Raw genomic sequence first — 21,243 nt, forward strand, 5'->3', positions numbered from 1 at the left:
ATAGGAAATCATACCATACCTGCTTTATGAAATGTAAGCTTCGCGTCGAATCTCTGAAAGGACAGCAGCGAGTTCTTCTATCTGGCCATGAGTGGTTCCGCGGCCAAAGGAAATACGGATGAACTCTTTACCTGCCCTTGCCCCGATCCCCATGGCGGCAAGAGTCTTGGGAATCCCCTGTTTGCCTGTCTGACAGGCGCTTCCCGTTGAAATATGGATGCCTTTCCGGTTGCACTCAAGCATGAGCCATTGACCTTCCACGCCTTTGATGCCCAATCCGATTACATGCGGGAGCTGATGGCCGGACTGTCCGCCGTAAATGGTGTAATCCCCGTCCATCGACCTGTCCAGCTTATTGAGGAAAAAACTGCGCATCTCTGTAATGCGGCGGTAATCCTCAAAGGGAGCCGCCTTTACTGCGGCAGATACAAACCCGGCAATTGCAGGAAGATTGGCAGTGCCCCCTCTGAATCCGTGTTCGTGGGTCTGATGCGGCAAAAAGGGGCGGATATCGGATGCAGGATGAAAATAGACAGCTCCGGCACCTTTTGGCCCATAGATTTTATGGGAAGAGATCGACAAGCTGTCCACAATCGAAGCGGCTTCCTTCAGGTCGAGCTTGCCGAAGGATTGCACCATATCGCTGTGGAATAAGATGTCTTTGCCATTCAGCATTTTCTTTATTTCCAGGAGCGGCTGGATAGTTCCTATTTCTCCATTTACATGACAAACGGAAAGGACGGTTGTTTCATCTGTGATTGCTTCCTCCAGTGCTTTGAGGTCAATTATTCCCTCCGAGGTAAAAGGAATCTTTGTCACTCTGAATCCCTCTTTGGCCAAGAAGGAAGCAGCACTATGGATGGAAGAGTGTTCGGCACCGCTGACAATGATATGTTTCCCTTTTTTTTGATAACTGAAAGCGAGTGAGAGGAGGGCTAGGTGATTTCCCTCTGTACCGCCTGATGTGAATGAAATTCCTTCCGCCGGGACACCGAGAAGGTCACCCAGCCTCTTCCGGCAATTTTCAAGGAGCAGCTGGGCTTTTCCGCCTGCATCATGGAGGCTGCTCGGGTTCCCCCAATAGTCTTCGCTGACCTTAACATATACCTGTAAACTTTCCGGATCGACCGGAGTCGTTGAAGCATAATCGAAATACAGCATTTCTCATTCTCCTTTAAAGAACCAAAGTCAGCGATCTTTTCATCATGAATAAAAAACTCTTGTAAATAGTTTAATAATGTGTAAATATATGTGTCAAGACACCTGTAAATAAACAGGAGGATTTTCATATGATCAAATACGATGTAATCATAGCGGGAAGCGGAATTGCGGCGCTGCAGCTTGCCCGCCGGCTTCAGGACCATTTAAATGTGATGATTATCACAAAGAATCACGTGACCGACAGCAATTCCTATCTTGCACAGGGCGGGGTAGCGGCACCGGTGGGGAAAATGGACACGGTTGATCTTCATGTAAAGGACACATTGACTGCAGGCTGCTTTCAACAGTCTCCGGAGACAGTGGAAAACGTCATCAGGGATGGGAAGAGAATAATAGAATACTTGATTGATGAGGGCGCTCCGTTTGACAGGAGGAATGGAGGAGAGCTTGCCCTTGGAATGGAAGGGGCCCACAGTCATCCCAGGATCCTTCATAGCGGCGGCGATCAGACGGGTAAGTATATCATTGAATATTTATTGGCTGCACTGACGGAAAAAGTCAGGCTTGTACAGGGTGAAATGGTTTACGAACTGATCATGAATGACAGGGGCCGCTGCTGCGGGGTCAAAACAAAGAGAGAGGACGGATCCACAGCAAGTTATGCCGCCCATCATGTCGTACTGGCCACCGGAGGAGCAGGCTCACTTTATTCGGTAAGCAGCAATGCACCGGAAGTAACGGGGGACGGGATGGCGCTGGCTTTTCTGGCCGGGGCGGAACTGACTGACATGGAATTCATTCAGTTTCATCCGACACTGCTGTCGCTTGGCGGAAAAACAGGCGGACTCATTTCAGAAGCCGTGAGGGGTGAAGGGGCCTTTCTTATCAATGATGCCGGCGAGCGGATCATGGAAGGGGTCCACCCGCAGATGGAGCTTGCCCCGCGGCATATCGTGGCTGAAAGGTTGAACCAGGAATTATTGGAAGGGAGAAAGGTGTTTCTTAATATCACTTCCATAAAAGATTTCGAATCGAAGTTCCCATCGATTACCAAGATGTGTAAACACCATGGAATCTCCTTGTCACAAGGTAAAATCCCCGTCTCCCCCGGATGCCATTTTACAATGGGCGGGATTGTGACGGATGAACACGGAAAAACAACGATAGAGGGTCTTTATGCAATCGGGGAGGCTGCCTGCACCGGTCTGCATGGGGCAAACCGGCTGGCGTCGAACTCGCTCCTCGAAGGTCTTGTCTTCGGAGAAAGGCTGGCATGGCACCTGGTCTCTTCTCCACGACACCCAGAAACATGGTCGACGATTTTTAAAGCTCCAGAGCAGGGAGATCATCGTCCCGGCATCACTTTTACCCGGCAGGAACTTAAAGAGCGGATGACAAGGGATGCCGGGATTATAAGGGATCAGAAAGGTCTTTCCCGTCATTTAGAATGGCTGAAAGCTCAGGCATTCACGTTCGGGGAAGAACTCGACAACATGTCCAGAGAAGGAATCCAGCTTTATCTCATGTGGGTGGTCAGCATGCTGATTACCCAATCCGCCTTGTTAAGGACGGAAAGCAGGGGAGGACATATCCGTTCTGATTATCCCATTGAAAATAATGAAGATTGGTTTAAGCGGTCCCTTTTTTTATGCAAGGAAAATCATCAGTTGAAGGTGGTACAGGATGAACAACATCAAACTAAAATCTATGCTTGAAGAATTTTTGAAAGAAGATCTGGGTGACGGTGATCTGTCATCCGAGAGTGTTTTTGCGGAGAGCGATCAGGGCAGTTTTTACTTAATGGTCAAAGAAGACGGTGTCTTTTGCGGCAGATCGGTCATTGAAACGGTCTTTAGGTTATTGAGTCCCGCAGCATCTGCAGAGGTTCATGTCGAAGATGGCGATGAGGTGAAAGAAGGACAGCTGATCGCCAAGGTAAGCGGCAGCATGAGGACGCTTCTGCAGGGAGAGAGAGTCGTGTTGAATCTCATCCAGCGAATGAGCGGTATAGCGACATCTGTCAGAAAAGCGGTCCGGAAAGTGGAAGGAAGCGGAGTCAGGATCTGTGATACAAGGAAAACGACACCGGGACTCAGGATGCTGGAGAAGTATGCCGTCCGGGCCGGAGGGGGCTTCAATCACAGGATGGGTCTGTATGATGCCGTCATGTTGAAGGATAACCACATTTCATTCGCAGGCTCGATCGCTGCCGCAGTGGAAAAAGCAAAACAGCACTGCGGTCATACAGTGAAAATTGAAGTGGAAATCGAAAGTGAAGAGGGATTGATCGAGGCTGTCGATAGCGGCGCTGACATCATCATGTTTGATAACTGCAGCCCGCATCAGATCAGGGAGTGGCTGCCGCGTGTACCTGCCGCTGTAATCACGGAGGCTTCAGGCGGGATCACGGAAGAAAATCTGAGCGATTATGCTTCCACCGGGGTCGGATACATATCTCTCGGATATTTGACTCATTCAGTAAAGTCTTTGGATATAAGCGCGAGAGTTTTAAGGCAGGAGGTTGAATGTTGATGGGATTGCTTGAAGAACTGACGGCAGAAGCAGGTACACTTCCTGAATCCATTACAAGCCTTACAGAGCAGGAAATGGAAATGAGAGTGCGCGAAATCAAAAGGGTGCTTGGTGAACGACTGTTCATTCCCGGTCACCATTATCAGAAGGATGAAGTCATTCAATTTGCCGATGCAGTGGGGGATTCCCTGCAGCTGGCTCAAATCTCTTCACAAAACTCTGAAGCGGAATTCATCGTATTCTGCGGCGTTCATTTTATGGCGGAAACAGCCGATATTTTAACCGGGGATCATCAGGAGGTCATCCTCCCCGATATGAGGGCGGGGTGTTCAATGGCGGATATGGCCGACATCCATCAGACAGAAAGAGCATGGGCAAAGCTTCAGGATTATTTCGGGGATACGATCATCCCGCTTACTTATGTCAATTCAACTGCAGCCATCAAAAGTTTCGTCGGAAAGAACGGCGGAGCTACAGTCACATCGTCAAACGCGCATAAAATGGTGAAATGGGCTCTTGGCAAGAAAGAACGCATCTTGTTCCTGCCCGATCAGCACCTGGGAAGGAACACTGCGGCGGATCTCGGAGTGCAAGAAAGTGAGATGGCAGTCTGGGACCCGGCTCTAAATAGTCTGATCCATGAAGGTGAGATGGCCGGAATTAAAGTGATCCTCTGGAAAGGGCACTGCTCCGTTCATGAGAATTTTACCGAAAAAAACATTGAACAGGTGCGGAATACGCACCCCGACATGAAAATCATCGTTCATCCGGAATGCCGGCGGGAAGTTGTTGAAAAATCGGATATGAACGGAAGCACGAAGTTCATCATCGAAACGATCAAGAATGCACCGGGGGGCTCTCAGTGGGCAATCGGTACAGAAATGAACCTTGTTAAGAGATTGATAAAGGAGCATCCCGACAAGAAAATCATTTCTCTCAATCCGTATATGTGCCCCTGCCTGACGATGAATAGAATCGATCTGCCCCACTTACTCTGGTCATTGGAGAATATCATGGAGAAAACACCTCAGAATATAATCAAGGTAGGCAAAGATGTCTCGGACGGTGCCATATTGGCTTTGGATCGAATGCTTGCACGCGTGTAGAAGGGATATTTACAATAATCGTTTAATCAAGATTTAAAAAAGCAGAGCAAAAAATTTGTTCTGCTTTTTTTATGCGGATTCCTATTGATTTAAACGTTTACGGCTGCCTGCAGGTATATTTTTTTTCGCCCGCTCATAAGTTTTTATGTAGATGATTAGCAATTTGCCTATCTTGTCATAGGATATATAGACTTATGCCTGAGGAGGGAAATAAGAGTGAAAATCCATATTGTACAAAAAGGGGACACTCTTTGGAAAATCGCCAAGAAGTACGGTGTGAATTTCGAAGAGTTAAAGCAAATGAATGCCCAGCTTTCGAACCCTGATATGATTATGCCGGGCATGAAAATCAAAGTTCCGGCATCAGGCGGATCCGTGAAAAAAGAAGCACAGATAAAGTTCGGATCCAAGGAAGCGCCTAAGAAGGAAATGCCGATGAAAGAGATGCCTAAAGCCGAGCATCCTTTTAAAGAACAGAAGCCGATCACCCAGCCAGCTGCCGAAGAGCCGAAGAAAGAAATGCCGAAGGAGGCACAGAAGCCGTTTACGCCGAAAATGCCTAAGCCAGTCATCCCGGAAATCGATATCAATAACTATTACATGATGAATATGGCGAATATGCAGGTTCAGCAGCCGATGCAGCAGCCGATGCAGAAGCCGATGCAAAAACCAATGCAGAAACCGATACAGCAGGCAAAACCAAAACCACAGCCAAAAGCCCAGCCGAAAATGCCGCCTAAACCTTCCAATATTCTTCCACAAGCCAAAGAAGAATCTCCAAAAAAAGAAATGCCAAAGCAAAATCAAGTTAAAGGAATCCATGATGAAGAAGAAAGTCTGCAAATGCCGGCTCAACCGGCACAATCTGCACAACCACAAGGAGGGTACAATCAGCCTATGTATTTCAACCCAAGTAATTGCGTACCAGTTTCACCCGTCATGCCTGGATCCGGTTTCGGAGGACCTCATGGGGGAATGCAGCCAGGATATGGAATGCAGCCAGGATACGGGATGCCGATGGGACCAGGTGGTCAGGTCCAGGGTGCTATGATGCCGGGAATGCAGCAAATGCCAATGGTGCAAGGAATGGGCTACGATGATGATGAATCTTCAATGATGCCTTACATGCCTCAGCACCAAAGCCCGATGGGTCAGCCGTCCGGTGTAATGGGAGCACAAAGCCCGATGGGTCAGCCATACGGTGTGATGGGAGCACAATCCCCGATGGGTCAGCCGTCCGGAGTAATGGGAGCACAATCCCCGATGGGTCAGCCGTCCGGAGTGATGGGTGCACAATGGCCGATGGGTCAGCCGTCCGGCGTTATGGGTGCACAAAGCCCGATGGGTCAGCCGTCCGGAGTAATGGGAGCGCAAAGCCCGATGGGTCAGCCATCCGGAGTCATGGGGGCTTCAGATGAGGGCGATGGCTATCCATCTGTTCAAATGCCTTCACAGGGGCCATGGCAAGGGATGCCTTACGACAATTGCTACCCGGTATCTCCTGTAATGCCTGGATCGGGATTCCCTGGAGGTATGCATGGCCAGCCGATGTGGCCGGGACAGGTACAGGGAGCGATGGAGGAATCACCTTCTTCGGGACAATGGCCGATGGGTCAGCCGTCCGGAGTGATGGGAGCACAATCCCCAATGGGTCAGCCGTCGGGAGTCATGGGAGCGCAATCCCCGATGGGTCAGCCATCAGGAGTCATGGGAGCTCAATGGCCGATGGGTCAGCCATCCGGCGTGATGGGAGCGCAATCCCCGATGGGTCAGCCGTTGGGAGTCATGGGAGCGCAATCCCCAATGGGTCAGCCGTCCGGAGTGATGGGGGCACAATGGCCGATGGGTCAGCCGTCCGTCGTAATGGGAGCACAATCTCCGATGGGTCAGCCATCCGGCGTGATGGGAGCCTCGGATAAAGGTGACTGCGGATGCGGAGGACCTAAAGGAGCATATGGAATGCAGCCTCAAGGGATGCAGGCCCCGTACGGGTATGGTCCTGGAATGCCGGGGCAGGGTATGCCGATGGGTCAAGGGATGTTTGGACCAAGAGCCTTCTCCATGCCGAACTTCCAAGATGATGATCTTGACAGCTGATATCCATCCGAGAGGAGACGATTATACTTATCGTCTCCTTTCTTTTTTAAGACATAAATTAAACGATCATTCCGCATCCCTGAAAAAATTAAAAGAAGGTAAGTGGGTGCTGCACGGTAACAGCGGAAAATGGTTTGTAAAAAAATACCCGAATCAGAGCAGGTTCATCATGCAGGAAACACTGGTCAGAAGGCTGGTGCAGCAGAATTTTCCCCATGTACTGCCTTTTCACCCCATTCATCAAACGGAAATACTCATTTTCGAAGGTGAACCCATCGGATTGGCGATGTGGCTTGAAACAAGTGACGTGATTAGCTACGGAAATGCACGGGACAGGATGGATGTCCTGTACGTTCTTAAAAAATTTCACGCTTACACCGGGAACTTCCAAGGGAAGTGGCTGGAAAATCTCCCGAGATACAAATGGCTGAAAAAGTGGAAAAAGCGCCTGAATCAGTTTGAACGTAATATCCCCTTCCTTCAAACCTTCATCCAGCCATATTATCTTTATACTTATCTGGACTGGGGAAAACATGCCATCACACATATTGAAGCACTGAAAATAAAAGAGAAGCCGTCCTGCATTACACACGGAGATGTGGCACATCATAATTTTTTAAGGGGGACAGACGGAAGGATCTATTTGATCGATTTTGATTTGATGGCCCTATCCTCACCTTTGATGGATGATCTGCAATTTTGTAATCGGATCCTTCCCTATATAGACTGGTCTCTGAATGAAATAAAACAAATGGGCGCCTATCATCTTTATTTGGAACAACCCCTTTTTTACCTTGGATTATTATACCCGACAGATATCTTCAGGGAGTGGAATCGTTTCCTCAGGGAAGATTATGCTTATAAACAGCGGGCATGGGATTATCTCGTCCAGCTGACAATCGGGCAATTCCCACAAAGGATGCAGTTTTCCCAAGAAGTGAATCAAGAGATCAACCGCATTATGCACCCATAATGTAGGAGAACTCACCAACTGTTAGAAGGAATGAACAAAGCCGCTCTTTCACAACCTAAAGATGAGCATGTAATATGCTCAATCAGCGGGTTGAAGGGGGAAGCACCATTGAATAAAAGATTATTCATGGTACCATTGACAGCCGTAATGACGTTGGGGCTGACAGCTTGTAATACAGGCGAAGAAGAAGCTCAGAATAAATATACGGATTCCTATGAACCAATGGGATTCTATTCCAATGAAGGCCATGGCGGGGATGAAAAGGACGACCGGGATGGTCCTTTGACGGAAATGTATGATCATTCAGCGGTCGGCAGGGAAGGAAAGGATATTCGCCAGAAAAAACGTGAATATCTTCAAGTCAAGGATGAGAACGGCAATCCGAGGAATCCTTCTGCACCATTGGCTGATTATGATAAGAGCTTCCTTGAACAGGATGCACGCGCCAGCCACGGGGACGCAAATTATCACGGCCACTTGGATGACAATACCCGAAAAGCCAACAGATCGTACTACACAGCTTATGAAGGCGACCTTGCCGAAAAAATCGGCGACGTTACCGGGAAGGTTGATAATGTAAGTGATGTGCGTGCAGTGGCATACGGTTCTGATGTGCTGATTGCTGTAGAGCTTCAAGATCATAGTAAAAAGGCAGAAGAAGCGACTAAATCGAACATTAAGAAAGCTGTTAAGCCGTATCTGAACGGCAGATCTGTTTCTGTGGTGGTTGATGAAGGGACATTCAGCCGGGTGAGGAACATTGATAATGACCTCCGTGACGGCGGGCCGTTCGAAGCAATAAACCTGGATATCCACAATATGATAAAATCATTGAAGAACAATCAATGAACATAAAGGTCACTAAAAGAGCAGGTCTCTTTTGGTGATCTTTTTTTGCGATTAAGATAAAAGTTGTGAGGATGTTGGATATTCTTAACAGGATTGGGCCACACTAGTCATTGAAGGAAAGACATAAAACGAGTACGAGGTGATCACGATGACGATGAAGATTCGAATCGTGTTTATGGTAATGCTTTTGCTGGGCGCATTCTATTTTACTTTCTTTTATACAGAAGAAAAGCAGGCTGCCGACCGGGGAGAAATACAGCAGATAAAAGACCAGGCTGATGTTGCTTCCGCCCATACGGTGACGGTGAAGCTTGAAAGAGTGTATCTTGACGGGGAAATCAGTGAAGAAATCGTCCAGGAGACCATTTGGAGTATGGAAGACTTCTGGGCTGCATACGCTGACTGGCAGCTCATCGATATGACCGAGGAGGAAGTGATTTTCCAAAAGCAGGTGGATGATATCTCCCCATTGTTGAAAACGAACGGATACTTCGGGATTTCGGAAAATGGTGTACTGTCCATCTTTAATGGAAAACCGGGCCAGGCTGAGATTATACAGTCTTTCTTTCAAATCGATGTCGAAAAGCTTGAGAGCAACAGTCATGAGACATTAATAAAAGGGATACCCGTGAAATCCAAACAGAAATTTGAAGAAGTACTGGAAAGCTTTAAGCAATATTCGGTTCCGGAATGACCCCAAATAAACTTCATACATTGAATACAGCAGCCAGAATGAAAGAGATTCTGGCTGTTTTTTGGATTCTATTAGGATTTTTTCTTGTGCAGGCTTTGATGAAATAAGAAAAGAAACTTCTCTCCCTATTTGAGTTCACAATCCATCATTTTTTGATAAAATAAGAACAGATGTTTCTTTGTACTGGGGATTTTCCGTCTTTAATCGGAAAGATATGATAGAATGAGTATTTAAGTATGTATCCAGCTGCGGGGCTTAGAGGCACATGTCATAAGTCAAACCATCCAAGAAGGCAAAGAGCGCCTTCCAGGCCGGTTCGTCTTATGCCACACGCCTCTTAGCAAAGCCCCTCCGCTTTTAAGATAGGGAGAGAACGTTATGTATGAATATATAAAAGGGACCGTCGCACAGGTGGGGCCCGAGTATGTAGTGGTGGAGAATAACGGAATCGGTTATCAATTGTATACGGCGAATCCGTTCGTTTATTCAAAGTATCAGAATCAGGAACTGCAGATTTTTACATATCAGCATGTGCGGGAAGATCTCATCGCTCTTTATGGATTTCTTGCCTTAGAAGAAAAATTATTGTTCATGAAATTGTTGAATGTTTCTGGAATTGGACCCAAAGGGGCTTTGGCCATTTTGGCATCGGGTGCACCTCAGCAGGTAATCACCGCGATCGAGGAGGAAAATGAAAGTTTTCTTACGAAGTTTCCGGGGGTGGGAAAGAAAACAGCCCGCCAGATGATCCTCGACTTGAAAGGGAAGCTGCAGGATGTCGTACCGGATTACTTCCCGAATCTCTTTAATGATCATGAAGGGGCAGCATCTTCTTCAGGTGAGAAAGATGAAGCCTTTGAAGAGGGACTTCTTGCCCTGAAAGCCCTTGGCTACTCTGACAGGGAAATAAAGAAAGTGACGCCAAAATTGAAGGATCAGGGTCTGTCAGCCGATGAAATCATCCGGAAAGCCCTGCAGCTACTGCTGAAGTAAGTTAAAACGCGAAAGGAGGAAGACTGAATGGAAGAGAGAATTGTATCAGGTGAATCTGAATTGAATGAGGACTCATTTGAATATTCACTTCGGCCGCAGACGATTAAACAATACATCGGCCAGGACAAAGTGAAACATAATCTGGAAGTGTTCATTGAAGCGGCAAAAATGCGTCAGGAAACATTAGATCATGTTCTTCTCTATGGTCCGCCGGGACTTGGGAAAACGACCCTCGCTGCCGTCATAGCCAACGAGATGGGCGTGAATCTCCGTACGACTTCGGGCCCGGCCATCGAAAGGCCCGGTGACCTGGCAGCAGTACTGACGGCCCTTGAGCCTGGCGATGTATTGTTCATCGATGAGATTCACCGGCTCCCCCGGGCAATCGAAGAAGTATTATATCCTGCCATGGAGGATTTCTGCCTCGATATCGTCATCGGAAACGGCCCGAGTGCACGGTCAGTCCGCCTGGATCTTCCGCCTTTCACGCTTGTGGGAGCCACGACGAGGGCAGGGGCTCTTTCAGCACCGCTCAGGGACAGGTTTGGAGTTTTGTGCCGTTTGGAATACTATAATGAAGAGCAGTTAAATGAAATTGTCCAGAGAACGGCGGCGATCCTGAATACAAAGATCGAAGCGCCGGCCTCTGAAGAACTGGCAAGACGCTCAAGGGGGACCCCGCGGATCGCGAACAGGCTGCTTCGGCGGGTAAGGGACTTTGCACAGGTCAAAGGAAACGGAGACATAACCACAGAGCTTTCGAGAGAAGCACTTGAGCTGCTCCAAGTCGACAGACTGGGTCTTGATCATATTGATCATAAGCTGCTCCGCGGCATCATCGAACGCTTCAGGGGAGGTCCGGTCGGACTTGACACCATCGCCGCAAGCATAGGGGAAGAATCACATACAATCGAGGATGTATATGAACCTTATCTTTTGCAGATCGGTTTCCTTCAGAGAACGCCGAGGGGAAGGATCGTAACGCATCTTGTGTATGAACATTTTCAACTGGAGGTGCCGGCCAAGTGACAGGTCTTCCGAAGCTTTTGATGATCATAGGCGTAATCATCTTGATCATCGGCTTCCTGATGCAGTTTATCAAAATAGGGAAACTCCCTGGTGACATCGTGATCAAAAAAGAAAATACAACATTTTATTTTCCACTTATGACATCTATTTTGTTAAGTGTTATACTTTCTCTTGTCTTTTATATCATAGGACGATTCAAATAGACCTCATAGGTGAGATTAAGAAGCTGGGTGACATAAAGTGAATGTAGAAGATTTTGATTTTCATCTGCCTGAGGAATTGATTGCTCAGACACCGCTCGAGCATCGTTCCGAAAGCAGATTGATGGTTTTGGATAAAGAAAATGGATCGATTGAACATTATCGTTTTAAAAACATCGTCGATTTCCTCGAGGAAGGAGACTGCCTGGTATTGAATGATACAAAAGTGCTTCCGGCACGGCTTTTCGGTCAAAAGGGAGACACCGGCGCCAATATCGAAGTCCTTCTGTTGAAACAGGAAGACGGCGATCAATGGGAAACCCTCGTTAAGCCCGCAAAGCGGGTAAGGGTCGGCACTGAAATCGTGTTCGGCGATGGAAAGCTGAAAGCGGTGTGTGTCGGTTTGAAAGACCATGGGGGAAGAATACTGGAGTTCCACTATGAAGGGATTTTCTATGAAGTCCTCGACGAGCTCGGGGAAATGCCGCTGCCGCCTTACATCCGTGAACGCCTGGATGAACAGGACCGCTATCAGACCGTGTTTGCCAGGGAACGGGGATCTGCAGCCGCACCGACTGCGGGCCTGCATTTTACGGAAGAACTACTGGAGGACCTGAAAGCAAAAGGAATACATATCGCCTTTATCACGCTTCATGTCGGGCTTGGTACATTCAGGCCCGTTTCAGTGGATAATATTGAAGAGCATGACATGCATGCCGAGTTTTATCAGGTTTCCGAAGGCACTGCTCGCTTATTGAACGAAGTGAAAGAGCGGGGCGGAAGGGTCATCACCGTCGGAACGACGTCAACAAGGACGCTGGAAACCATAGCTTCGAAGCACGGCAAGTTCGTGGAGGAAAATGGATGGACCAATATCTTCATCTACCCCGGTTATGAATTCAAAGGGATAGACGCGCTGATCACCAATTTCCATCTTCCGAAATCCACCCTGATCATGCTCGTGAGCGCGTTAGCCGGCAGGGAGAATGTTCTCAACGCATATGAAACAGCCGTGAGGGAGAAGTACAGGTTCTTTAGTTTCGGCGATGCCATGTTTATAAAGTAATCGTAAGCTTTACCCAATTTGGAAGGAGAATCACCACTTTGACTGCAATAAAATATGAACATATCAAAACCTGTAAACAAACCGGGGCCAGGCTCGGCCGCGTCCATACACCGCATGGGTCATTTGAAACACCTGTCTTCATGCCGGTCGGGACGCTTGCCACAGTAAAAACGATGTCACCGGAAGATCTTAAGTCAATGGATGCAGGAATCATACTCAGCAACACATATCATTTATGGCTGCGCCCCGGACATGAAATTATCAGGGAGGCTGGCGGCCTTCATAAATTCATGAACTGGGACCGTGCCATCCTCACTGACTCAGGGGGCTTCCAGGTATTCAGTCTGAGCAAGCTCCGTAAGATCGAAGAAGAAGGAGTCCACTTCCGTCATCATTTGAATGGGGATAAATTATTCCTCAGCCCGGAAAAAGCGATGGAAATCCAAAATGCACTTGGTTCAGACATTATGATGGCGTTCGATGAATGCCCTCCTTATCCTGCGGAATATGAGTATATGAAAAGTTCGGTGGAACGGACTTCAAGATGGGCAGAGAGATGCCTGCAGGCTCATCAAAGACCGCAGGATCAGGGACTGTTTGGAATTGTTCAGGGCGGAGAGTATGAAGAGCTCCGAAAGCAGAGTGCCCGTGACCTGGTTTCTCTGGACTTCCCTGGATACGCTGTCGGGGGCCTTTCCGTCGGTGAACCTAAAGATGTCATGAACCGTGTGCTCGAGTTTACGACTCCTCACCTTCCTGATGATAAACCGCGTTATTTAATGGGCGTAGGGTCGCCTGATTCTTTGATCGACGGTGCAATCAGGGGAATCGACATGTTTGACTGCGTACTGCCTACCCGGATCGCCCGTAACGGAACATTGATGACAAGTGAAGGGCGCCTGGTCGTAAAGAATGCCAAATACGCAAGGGACTTCAGGCCGATTGATGAGAACTGTGATTGCTATACATGTAAAAATTACAGCAGGGCTTATATCCGCCATCTTATCAAATGTGATGAAACCTTCGGGATACGCCTTACGACTTATCATAATCTTCATTTTCTGTTAAACTTAATGGAGCAGGTCAGACAAGCGATTCGTGAAGATCGACTGGGGGACTTCAGAGAAGAATTTTTCGAACAATACGGGTTTAACCGCCCGGATGCGAAAAACTTCTAAGCTAATAGTAACGTCAAACCCTTATATTGAAAGGAGGGAAATGGAATGGAAAGTTTAGGAACGATATTACCGTTGATCCTGATGTTCGTGCTTTTCTACTTCCTGCTTATTCGTCCGCAGCAAAAGCGTCAAAAAGCAGTGACGAAAATGCAGAGTGAACTTGCCAAAGGTGACAGAATCGTCACGATTGGAGGATTGCATGGAACAATCGATGCCATCGAGGAAGGCAAGGTTGTCATCCTGTGCGGTGACGGAAGCAGACTTACATATGATCGCAATGCGATCAGAGAAGTGGTCAATGTATAATGGTAAATGAAAAGGCAGGTCCGCATCTGTGTGCACAGTGGACCTGCCTTTTTTTCGTTAAGTCATGAAGATTTACTTGATGGCCCCCCGCTCAAATTGACCCCGAGGATGCCGCCCATCATCGCCGTCACGATATAACAGCCATGATAAACCAACTGTTCCATAGAAAAAAGGCTGTCGTACCCCAAATACTGGAACAAGAATACGACCAGAGTGTAAATCAGCCCGGTGGAACCGCCGAGCATCCACCCTTTCATCTTCCCTTTTCCCCCGGACATGAATCCGCCGATGAATAATGCTAAAAATGAGATGATCGTGACAAACAACGATATGGAACCTTCGGTCAGCTCGGTAAAACGAAGCATCAACGAAAATACTACACTTGCCACAACCGCTATTAGAAAAATGGTCAAAGTCCCGTAAAGTACGGCACCTCCGATTTTTTTCGCTTCGATGATCTTTCCTCCCCTTTCTTCTCTCTTAGTTAATTTTTCTACTAGTACAAGCATATTCTCAGGAAAACGAAAAAAGACTAGAAATTTTTTATGGTCAAGCCTCATAGACTTATGAATAACTCCCACTTCGGCAGAAGGAGCTTGATTATGTCACCAACTCTCGTTCTTATCGTCTTCATACTTGTCTACTTTTTATTGATAACCGAAAAATGGAACCGTGTCCTCGCTGCGATGGCAGGCGGCGCCGTCATGCTTTTAATCGGTGCTTTCCCTATCGAAAAAGCACTCTTCACGTATATAGACTGGAAAACGATCGCCCTGTTGTTTGCCATGATGTTTATCGTTACGATGACAAGTAAAACAGGCATTTTTGAGTATCTGGCGGTTCGGATGGCACAGCTTGTGAACGGGAACGGCCTCGCTCTGCTCGTTTTCTTCTCACTGCTTGCTGCAGCAGGTTCTGCCTTTCTGGCAAACGTAACGATTGCGATGCTGCTCGTCCCGATTTTATTTAAACTGACCAAATTACTGGATCTGCCGCCGATCCCTTATTTGATCATGACCATTCTCGCCTGCAACATTGGGGGGACGGCCACGCTTATCGGGGATCCACCTAATATGATGATCGGCCAGGCGGTGAAGCATTTTACGTTTAATGCCTTTTTGGAAAACCTGCTACCCGTGGTGTCGATCGTCTACGTCGTCACGTTATTGATCATGGGCGCGGTATACAGGGAACATATTCACGTCAAAGAAGATCGCAAGCTTCTTCTGAAAGGGGTCCAAGCAAAAGATTTCTTGAAAAAGAATAATGGTTTATTTCAATCGATTTCCGTTCTTCTGATGGTCCTTGCCGGTTTTTCACTGTACCCGATGTTCCATCTCGATGTGACAACTGTGGCGATTGCAGGTGCAGTACTGTTGATGCTGCTGCTTGAAAAGATCTATCCTCCTGAAAGTATTCTGAAAGAAGTGGAGTGGGGGACGTTATTCTTTTTTATTGGATTGTTTCTGCTCGTTGGTGGAATTGAGGAAGCGGGCTTCATCGATGAAGCTGCACGGGAGATCATCAGGGCGACTGACGGGGACATGCAGAAAACGTCATTTGCGATCCTGTGGGGGACCGGCATCCTTTCTGCAGTGGTCGATAATATTCCCTTTGTCGCAGCCATGATCCCGGTCATACAGGAATTCGGTGAATTCGGAATGGTGAATATGGATCCCGTCTGGTGGTCGCTTGCATTAGGGGCGTGTCTCGGCGGGAACGGAACCCTGCTGGGCTCTTCTTCAAACCTGGTCATCGCAGGACTTGCAGCCAAAGAAAATGTACATATCAAATTTTATCAATATCTTCTGATCGGGGTGCCCATAACGTTGATATCACTCGCTGTTTCTTCCGTTTACGTTTATTTTAAATATTTGCGGCCATTCATGGGAGGATAAAAATTCCTCCTATTATTTTTTTCCAAATGCCCATACTAACAGGTGAAATGTTTTTTAGGGGGGAAAAGTTGTGGAGGAATATGGAGTCATCATCATACGCACGCTTTTTCTTTATTTATTGATAACATTCATTTTTCGGATGATGGGCAAACGGGAAATCGGGGAATTGAGCATCCTGGACCTCGTAGTATTTATCATGATTGCGGAGATGGCAGTTCTCGCCATTGAAGAACCCGCGGATCCAATCATACATACCATACTTCCCATGGGCGTGATGGTATTGGTCCAATTTATTTCTGCGTGGTTTTCACTGCGCTCGAAATCATTCAGGGAAATGGTCGATGGAAAACCGACCGTACTGATCCATAATGGGAAGATAGATGAAAAAGCAATGAAAAAACAACGGTATAATTTTGACGATTTATTGCTCCAATTGCGGGAGAAGGATGTATTCAATCTGGCAGACGTAGAGTTTGCGGTTCTTGAACCGTCCGGCAGCCTGTCGGTATTAAAAAAAGAAAAAAAGTCTTCAGGCTCGCTGACACTCCCGCTCATCCTCGATGGCCAGGTACAGACGCCCCATCTCGACATGATGGGTAAAACAGCATTCTGGCTGCGGAAGGAGCTGCGGGAAAGAGGATACAGGGACCTCACAAAAATATCCTTTTGCAGCTTCCATAACGGGCAGTTTCACATTGATATGATCGATAATTGAGAAATCCCCTTTCTGAACATCAGAGTCAGAATGGGGATTTATTTGTTAAACAATTAATTTGCGGATAAAAGGGATCCTTGCCAAATCTTCCTTGATGATGAGCTTCAAGCCGATGGACAATCCGGTGTAAATGACCGTTGTGGAAATGACCCCGAACAAGAGCCTCCAAATGAGACCTTCGTCTGTAAAGAGAGCCAGGAATGAATAATGCCCCCAAAGCCCTGAAGCTGCCAGCACCAGGATGATTTTTGCATAATCCCTGAGATAGATCGTCATCGGGATATATTTTAGGATCGTCATGAAATGAAGCAGGGTGACAAGCATGAAACCTGTTACGATCCCAAGGGCTGCACCGTGGATGCCGAAAGCCGGCTGTGAGGCAAGAATGAAAATGACCGCTGTTTTCACAACAGCCCCGATAAGGCTGTTGATCATAGCGGCTCTGGCAAGATTCAAAGCCTGGAGCACCGCCTGCAGCGGCCCCTGATAATAATAAAACAGGAAGAACGGGGCCATGATCATAAGGAATGCAGCCCCGCTTTCACTGCCGTACATGATTTGCATAAGAGGTTTTGCGTAAATATAAAGAATGACGACTGAGATGCCGCCGGTAATCAGGCAAAATCGCAATGCCTGCTGAAGGCGGTGTTCAATCAGCGAATAGTTTTTATTAGAATTCGCTTCACTGATTGCCGGGACCAGTGATTGAGACAGGGACAATGTAACGAACGACGGCAGAAACAAGAGCGGCAGGGCGTAACCGGTAAGCGAACCGTACTGTTTGGTGGCAACAGATGCTGCAACCCCGGCTATTGCAAGGCTGTGAGCGACAACGATCGGTTCGAAAAACCAGGCGATCGATCCGATCATCCTGCTTCCCGTGGCAGGCAGGGCAACGCTCATTAATTCGCTGAACGTATGTCGGCCATCCTTGATGGATTTGAAAAAGTTCTTTCTTATTTTGAATTTTTTCCTGATCTTGAAGCTTGCAAACAAATAGAGAAGGGATGCCAGTTCACCAAGTACCGAAGCTGCCATCGCGGCAGCGGCTGCATACTCGATGCCGTACGGGAGGAATGTCTTGGTCAATACGGCAATGAATGTGATGCGGACGACCTGCTCGATGACTTGTGAAATAGCGGACGGTTTCATGTTCTGACGCCCCTGGAAATAACCCCTGATCACTGAGGAAATGGCCACGATCGGAATGATCGGTGCTATTGCCACCAGCGGATAATAAATACGTTCATCCGTAAACAGTGTTTCGGTTAAAAATGGGGCGAGCAATATAAGGGCAGGGGTGAAGATGACGGATAGGAGTAAAGTAGTGGACAGGGAAACGACCAATATTCTTTTGACCTTCCGGATATCCCCTTTTGCTTCTGCTTCTGCGACGTTTTTTGAAATGGCTACCGGGAGCCCGATCTGGGTCATGGTGATGACAAGGATCAGGGTTGGAAATGCCATCATGAACAGTCCCACGCCTTCTTCGCCGATGAATCTGGCGACGACGATCCGATTGACAAAACCCAATATCCTCGTAATAAAGGCGGCAGCCATCAAGATGATTGTGCCTTTAAGAAACTTTGACATAATATTCCCTGCCTTCTCAAAAATGGTATAATCGTATACAATAATGTATATGCAGACATGTGGACAAAGCATGACAAGTTGTACATAATTCTGGCTGATTGTGAACATTCAGCCCTAGGCGGTGACAAAGAATGAAGGCGAATCAGCATCCTTACGATCGTTTTTATGATTCATTGGAACCAGCACTTTCAAGTAAAGTGGAAGAGTTTGAGCTTTTGGGGTACGGCAGGGCCGACGTTGAAAGGCTATGGGCTTACTTGACTAAAAAGAAGTGGAAGAAGCCTGAAGTGAATGTGAAAACGTACCAGCTGGTCAGCGATGTCCTGACCGTCAAGCCGGGGGAATACATGAGCTTTGAAACGGTGGAGGCATACCGCTCCCCGAACTGGTTCGAGGAGGTCAATGAGGAAGAATTAAATGAACTGCTTCGTCCGGGAAAGAACAGGTGAATTGTCTGAAATTTAATTGACACGCTAATCATTGTAATAGATAATAAGGTTGGATTTATCGAGTATTTAAGCAGAAATAATTTTGGGTGTAAAACGGCAAGGAGGATTCATACATAATGGTAAAGCGCGGCCGAATAATCGCCTTCTTTTTACTTGTATTTTTACTTGCAGGTACAATGGGGGGAACAGCAAAGAACATCCTGGACAATATTAAATTGGGGTTGGACCTTCAAGGCGGGTTCGAAGTACTCTACGAAGTAAAGCCTCTGAAAGATGGACAGGAAATCACGAAGGAGACAGTTTCCAATACAGCAGATGCTTTGGACAAGCGTATCAATGTCCTGGGTGTCAGTGAACCGAATATACAAATCGAGGACGGAAACCGGATCCGTGTTCAACTAGCCGGTGTCGAGGATCAGAATCAGGCGAGGGAAATCCTTTCGACTGAGGCGAATCTTTCATTCCGGGACGTAAATGATAAGCTTCGTCTGGATGGGTCGGACCTTGTATCAGGTGCAGCTAAACAAACATTCGATGAGCAGAATAACCCGATCGTTTCATTGAAATTGAAAGATCGTGAAAAATTCTATCAATTGACGAAGGACATTTTGGGAATGGCCCCTCAAAATCAGCTGGTCATCTGGCTGGACTATGAAGAGGGAAAAGATTCTTATAAAGAAGAGGCGGGCAAACAGGACCCTAAATTCCTTTCCGCCCCAGCAGTAAGCAAACCGATCAACTCGGATGAAGTCATCATCGAGGGAAGCTTCACGGTGGAAGAAGCGCAAAACCTCGCTTCATTATTGAACGCAGGTGCCCTTCCGGTGAAACTGGATGAAGTGTATTCAACTTCCGTAGGTGCGCAATTCGGACAGCAGGCACTTGATAAGACGGTCCTTGCAGGAATCGTGGGCATCGCGATCATTTTCTTATTCATGATTGCGTACTACCGCTTCCCTGGATTGATCGCCACAATCACATTGTCCGTTTATCTTTATCTCGTATTGTTGATCTTTGATCTGATGAACGGGGTATTGACGCTTCCGGGAATCGCAGCGATAATCCTTGGGGTCGGTATGGCGGTGGATGCCAATATCATCACCTACGAACGGATCAAGGAAGAAATGAGAGTCGGGAAACCGATCCGCTCTGCATTCCAGGCTGGTAACAAATCATCATTCCTGACGATCCTGGATGCCAATGTGACGACGATCCTTGCAGCAACTGTACTGTTTGTGTACGGCACAAGCTCTGTAAAAGGCTTTGCCACCATGCTGATCGTCAGTATCCTGACAAGCTTCATCACGGCGGTTTGGGGCTCACGCCTGCTGCTCAGCCTGTGGGTCAACAGCAGGGTATTCAACAAGAAGCCGGGCTGGTTCGGGGTCAAACAAAGTGAAATCAAGGATCTTGCCGAAAATTATGATACGCTTGATCTGCCGACGAAATTTGATAAGTTTGATTTTGCGAAGAACCGAAAGAAATTCTTTGCTTTATCCGGGATATTACTGGCAGCAGGTATCATCGTACTGGCTATTTTCCGCTTGAATCTGGGAATTGATTTTGAAAGTGGATCGAGGATGCAGATCCTTGCCGATAAAAGCCTGAAAACAGAACAAGTGAAAAAAGAGCTGGAAGAAGTGAATCTCCCTTCTGATAATATCGTCATTTCCGGGGACGAACAAAACGTGGCAGTCGTCCGGTATACAGACGACTTGAATAAAAATCAGATTGCGAAGTTGAAAGATCACTTCAATAAACTGTATGGTGCAGAGCCAAGTATCAGCACCGTATCACCGGTAATCGGTAAAGAGCTTGCAAAGAATGCAATGAAAGCCGTAGCTATCGCCTCAATAGGAATCATCATCTACGTCACGTTCCGATTTGAGTGGAAAATGGGTGTGGCATCCGTACTTGCATTGGTGCATGATGCATTCTTTATCATCGCTTTCTTCAGTCTGACAAGACTTGAAGTGGATATCACATTCATTGCGGCAGTACTGACGATTGTCGGGTACTCAATCAATGATACGATCGTCACCTTCGACCGTATAAGGGAAAATCTTCATAAAAAACGCCGCCTTAAAACGGCTGAAGACATTGAAGACGTCGTGAATCAGAGTCTCCGTCAAACAATGGGCCGTTCTGTGAACACCGTCCTGACAGTGGTCATCGCAGTCATAGCCCTTCTTATCTTTGGAAGCGAATCGATCCTGAACTTCTCGATCGCATTGCTCGTCGGATTGATCGCAGGTACTTATTCTTCTGTATTCATCGCTGCTCAGTTGTGGCTGGTCATGAAGAAAAAGGAACTTAAGAAAAAAGGCACGATCAAAACGGTGAAAGAAAAGAAAAAGTGGTCGGATGAACCGCAAGTTTAATATCACCTAAAAAGATCCGGGGA

At 47.2% G+C, this 21,243-nt stretch carries 20 protein-coding genes; 17 read left to right on the forward strand and 3 right to left on the reverse strand.

What is annotated here, in order from left to right; genetic code table 11:
* Positions 1-24: 24 nt before the first annotated feature.
* A complete protein-coding gene (locus ACKA06_RS13440) occupies positions 25-1,161 on the reverse strand; it encodes an IscS subfamily cysteine desulfurase (protein WP_411159889.1) in 1,137 nt (378 codons plus the stop codon).
* A 128-nt stretch (positions 1,162-1,289) separates the two neighbouring features.
* Here ACKA06_RS13440 and nadB point away from each other — a divergent pair, with 128 nt between their 5' ends.
* The 13 genes from nadB to yajC all read left to right on the forward strand — a co-directional run bounded on the left by nadB (position 1,290) and on the right by yajC (position 14,184).
* Positions 1,290-2,876 (forward strand): L-aspartate oxidase, encoded by a 1,587-nt coding sequence (nadB, locus tag ACKA06_RS13445; RefSeq protein WP_411159890.1) that lies wholly within the window; start codon positions 1,290-1,292, stop codon positions 2,874-2,876.
* On the forward strand, positions 2,845-3,693 hold the full coding sequence (gene nadC, locus ACKA06_RS13450) for a carboxylating nicotinate-nucleotide diphosphorylase (protein WP_411159891.1): 849 nt from the start codon (positions 2,845-2,847) through the stop codon (positions 3,691-3,693). The genes nadB and nadC overlap by 32 nt, the downstream gene beginning before the upstream one ends.
* The gene (gene nadA, locus ACKA06_RS13455; protein ID WP_411159924.1) at positions 3,693-4,799 is read left to right on the forward strand and encodes a quinolinate synthase NadA; all 1,107 of its coding nucleotides are present in this window, start codon (positions 3,693-3,695) and stop codon (positions 4,797-4,799) included. The genes nadC and nadA overlap by 1 nt, the downstream gene beginning before the upstream one ends.
* Before the next feature lie 216 nt (positions 4,800-5,015).
* Positions 5,016-6,896 carry a SafA/ExsA family spore coat assembly protein gene (safA, locus tag ACKA06_RS13460; RefSeq protein ID WP_411159892.1) on the forward strand — a complete coding sequence of 627 codons (1,881 nt, stop codon included), beginning with the start codon at positions 5,016-5,018 and terminating at the stop codon, positions 6,894-6,896.
* Positions 6,886-7,869, forward strand: a complete 984-nt coding sequence (locus ACKA06_RS13465; RefSeq protein WP_064564380.1) for a phosphotransferase — start codon at positions 6,886-6,888, stop codon at positions 7,867-7,869. Before safA ends, ACKA06_RS13465 begins: the two co-directional genes overlap by 11 nt.
* A gap of 108 nt (positions 7,870-7,977) precedes the next feature.
* A complete protein-coding gene (locus ACKA06_RS13470; RefSeq protein WP_058297875.1) occupies positions 7,978-8,718 on the forward strand; it encodes a YhcN/YlaJ family sporulation lipoprotein in 741 nt (246 codons plus the stop codon).
* A gap of 148 nt (positions 8,719-8,866) precedes the next feature.
* Positions 8,867-9,412, forward strand: coding sequence for an intercompartmental signaling factor BofC (locus ACKA06_RS13475; protein ID WP_098151194.1), 546 nt, complete (start codon positions 8,867-8,869; stop codon positions 9,410-9,412).
* A gap of 378 nt (positions 9,413-9,790) precedes the next feature.
* Positions 9,791-10,405, forward strand: a complete 615-nt coding sequence (ruvA, locus tag ACKA06_RS13480; protein ID WP_064564378.1) for a Holliday junction branch migration protein RuvA — start codon at positions 9,791-9,793, stop codon at positions 10,403-10,405.
* 27 nt (positions 10,406-10,432) lie between these two features.
* Complete coding sequence (gene ruvB, locus ACKA06_RS13485; RefSeq protein ID WP_032087508.1) at positions 10,433-11,434, forward strand: Holliday junction branch migration DNA helicase RuvB; 1,002 nt, start codon at positions 10,433-10,435, stop codon at positions 11,432-11,434.
* On the forward strand, positions 11,431-11,637 hold the full coding sequence (locus ACKA06_RS13490) for a DUF2905 domain-containing protein (protein WP_411159893.1): 207 nt from the start codon (positions 11,431-11,433) through the stop codon (positions 11,635-11,637). Before ruvB ends, ACKA06_RS13490 begins: the two co-directional genes overlap by 4 nt.
* Before the next feature lie 37 nt (positions 11,638-11,674).
* On the forward strand, positions 11,675-12,700 hold the full coding sequence (gene queA / locus ACKA06_RS13495; RefSeq protein WP_411159894.1) for a tRNA preQ1(34) S-adenosylmethionine ribosyltransferase-isomerase QueA: 1,026 nt from the start codon (positions 11,675-11,677) through the stop codon (positions 12,698-12,700).
* A 38-nt stretch (positions 12,701-12,738) separates the two neighbouring features.
* Positions 12,739-13,878, forward strand: coding sequence for a tRNA guanosine(34) transglycosylase Tgt (tgt, locus tag ACKA06_RS13500; RefSeq protein WP_032087511.1), 1,140 nt, complete (start codon positions 12,739-12,741; stop codon positions 13,876-13,878).
* 45 nt (positions 13,879-13,923) lie between these two features.
* Positions 13,924-14,184 (forward strand): preprotein translocase subunit YajC, encoded by a 261-nt coding sequence (yajC, locus tag ACKA06_RS13505; RefSeq protein ID WP_032087512.1) that lies wholly within the window; start codon positions 13,924-13,926, stop codon positions 14,182-14,184.
* A gap of 62 nt (positions 14,185-14,246) precedes the next feature.
* Here yajC and ACKA06_RS13510 read toward each other — a convergent pair whose 3' ends face one another.
* On the reverse strand, positions 14,247-14,693 hold the full coding sequence (locus ACKA06_RS13510; RefSeq protein WP_081941087.1) for a TIGR04086 family membrane protein: 447 nt from the start codon (positions 14,691-14,693) through the stop codon (positions 14,247-14,249).
* 93 nt (positions 14,694-14,786) lie between these two features.
* On the opposite strand from ACKA06_RS13510, the gene ACKA06_RS13515 reads away from it, so the two are divergent.
* Both ACKA06_RS13515 and ACKA06_RS13520 read left to right on the forward strand, forming a co-directional pair.
* Entirely contained in the window at positions 14,787-16,082 is a 1,296-nt protein-coding gene (locus tag ACKA06_RS13515) for an ArsB/NhaD family transporter (RefSeq protein ID WP_411159895.1), read from the forward strand.
* Positions 16,083-16,152: 70 nt separating this feature from the next.
* Positions 16,153-16,797: a DUF421 domain-containing protein gene (locus ACKA06_RS13520; RefSeq protein WP_411159896.1), complete on the forward strand. Its 645-nt coding sequence runs from the start codon at positions 16,153-16,155 to the stop codon at positions 16,795-16,797.
* Positions 16,798-16,842: 45 nt separating this feature from the next.
* On the opposite strand, the gene spoVB is transcribed toward ACKA06_RS13520, so the two are convergent.
* Complete coding sequence (spoVB, locus tag ACKA06_RS13525) at positions 16,843-18,390, reverse strand: stage V sporulation protein B (protein WP_064564372.1); 1,548 nt, start codon at positions 18,388-18,390, stop codon at positions 16,843-16,845.
* Between the two features lie 131 nt (positions 18,391-18,521).
* On the opposite strand from spoVB, the gene ACKA06_RS13530 reads away from it, so the two are divergent.
* Together ACKA06_RS13530 and secDF are read left to right on the forward strand one after the other, a co-directional pair.
* A complete protein-coding gene (locus ACKA06_RS13530) occupies positions 18,522-18,839 on the forward strand; it encodes a post-transcriptional regulator (protein WP_058297868.1) in 318 nt (105 codons plus the stop codon).
* A 116-nt stretch (positions 18,840-18,955) separates the two neighbouring features.
* Positions 18,956-21,220: a protein translocase subunit SecDF gene (secDF, locus tag ACKA06_RS13535; protein WP_197671362.1), complete on the forward strand. Its 2,265-nt coding sequence runs from the start codon at positions 18,956-18,958 to the stop codon at positions 21,218-21,220.
* The last annotated feature ends 23 nt before the right edge of the window (positions 21,221-21,243 follow it).

The sequence above is a fragment of the Rossellomorea oryzaecorticis genome (assembly GCF_045897515.1).
Taxonomy (GTDB): domain Bacteria; phylum Bacillota; class Bacilli; order Bacillales; family Bacillaceae_B; genus Rossellomorea; species Rossellomorea enclensis.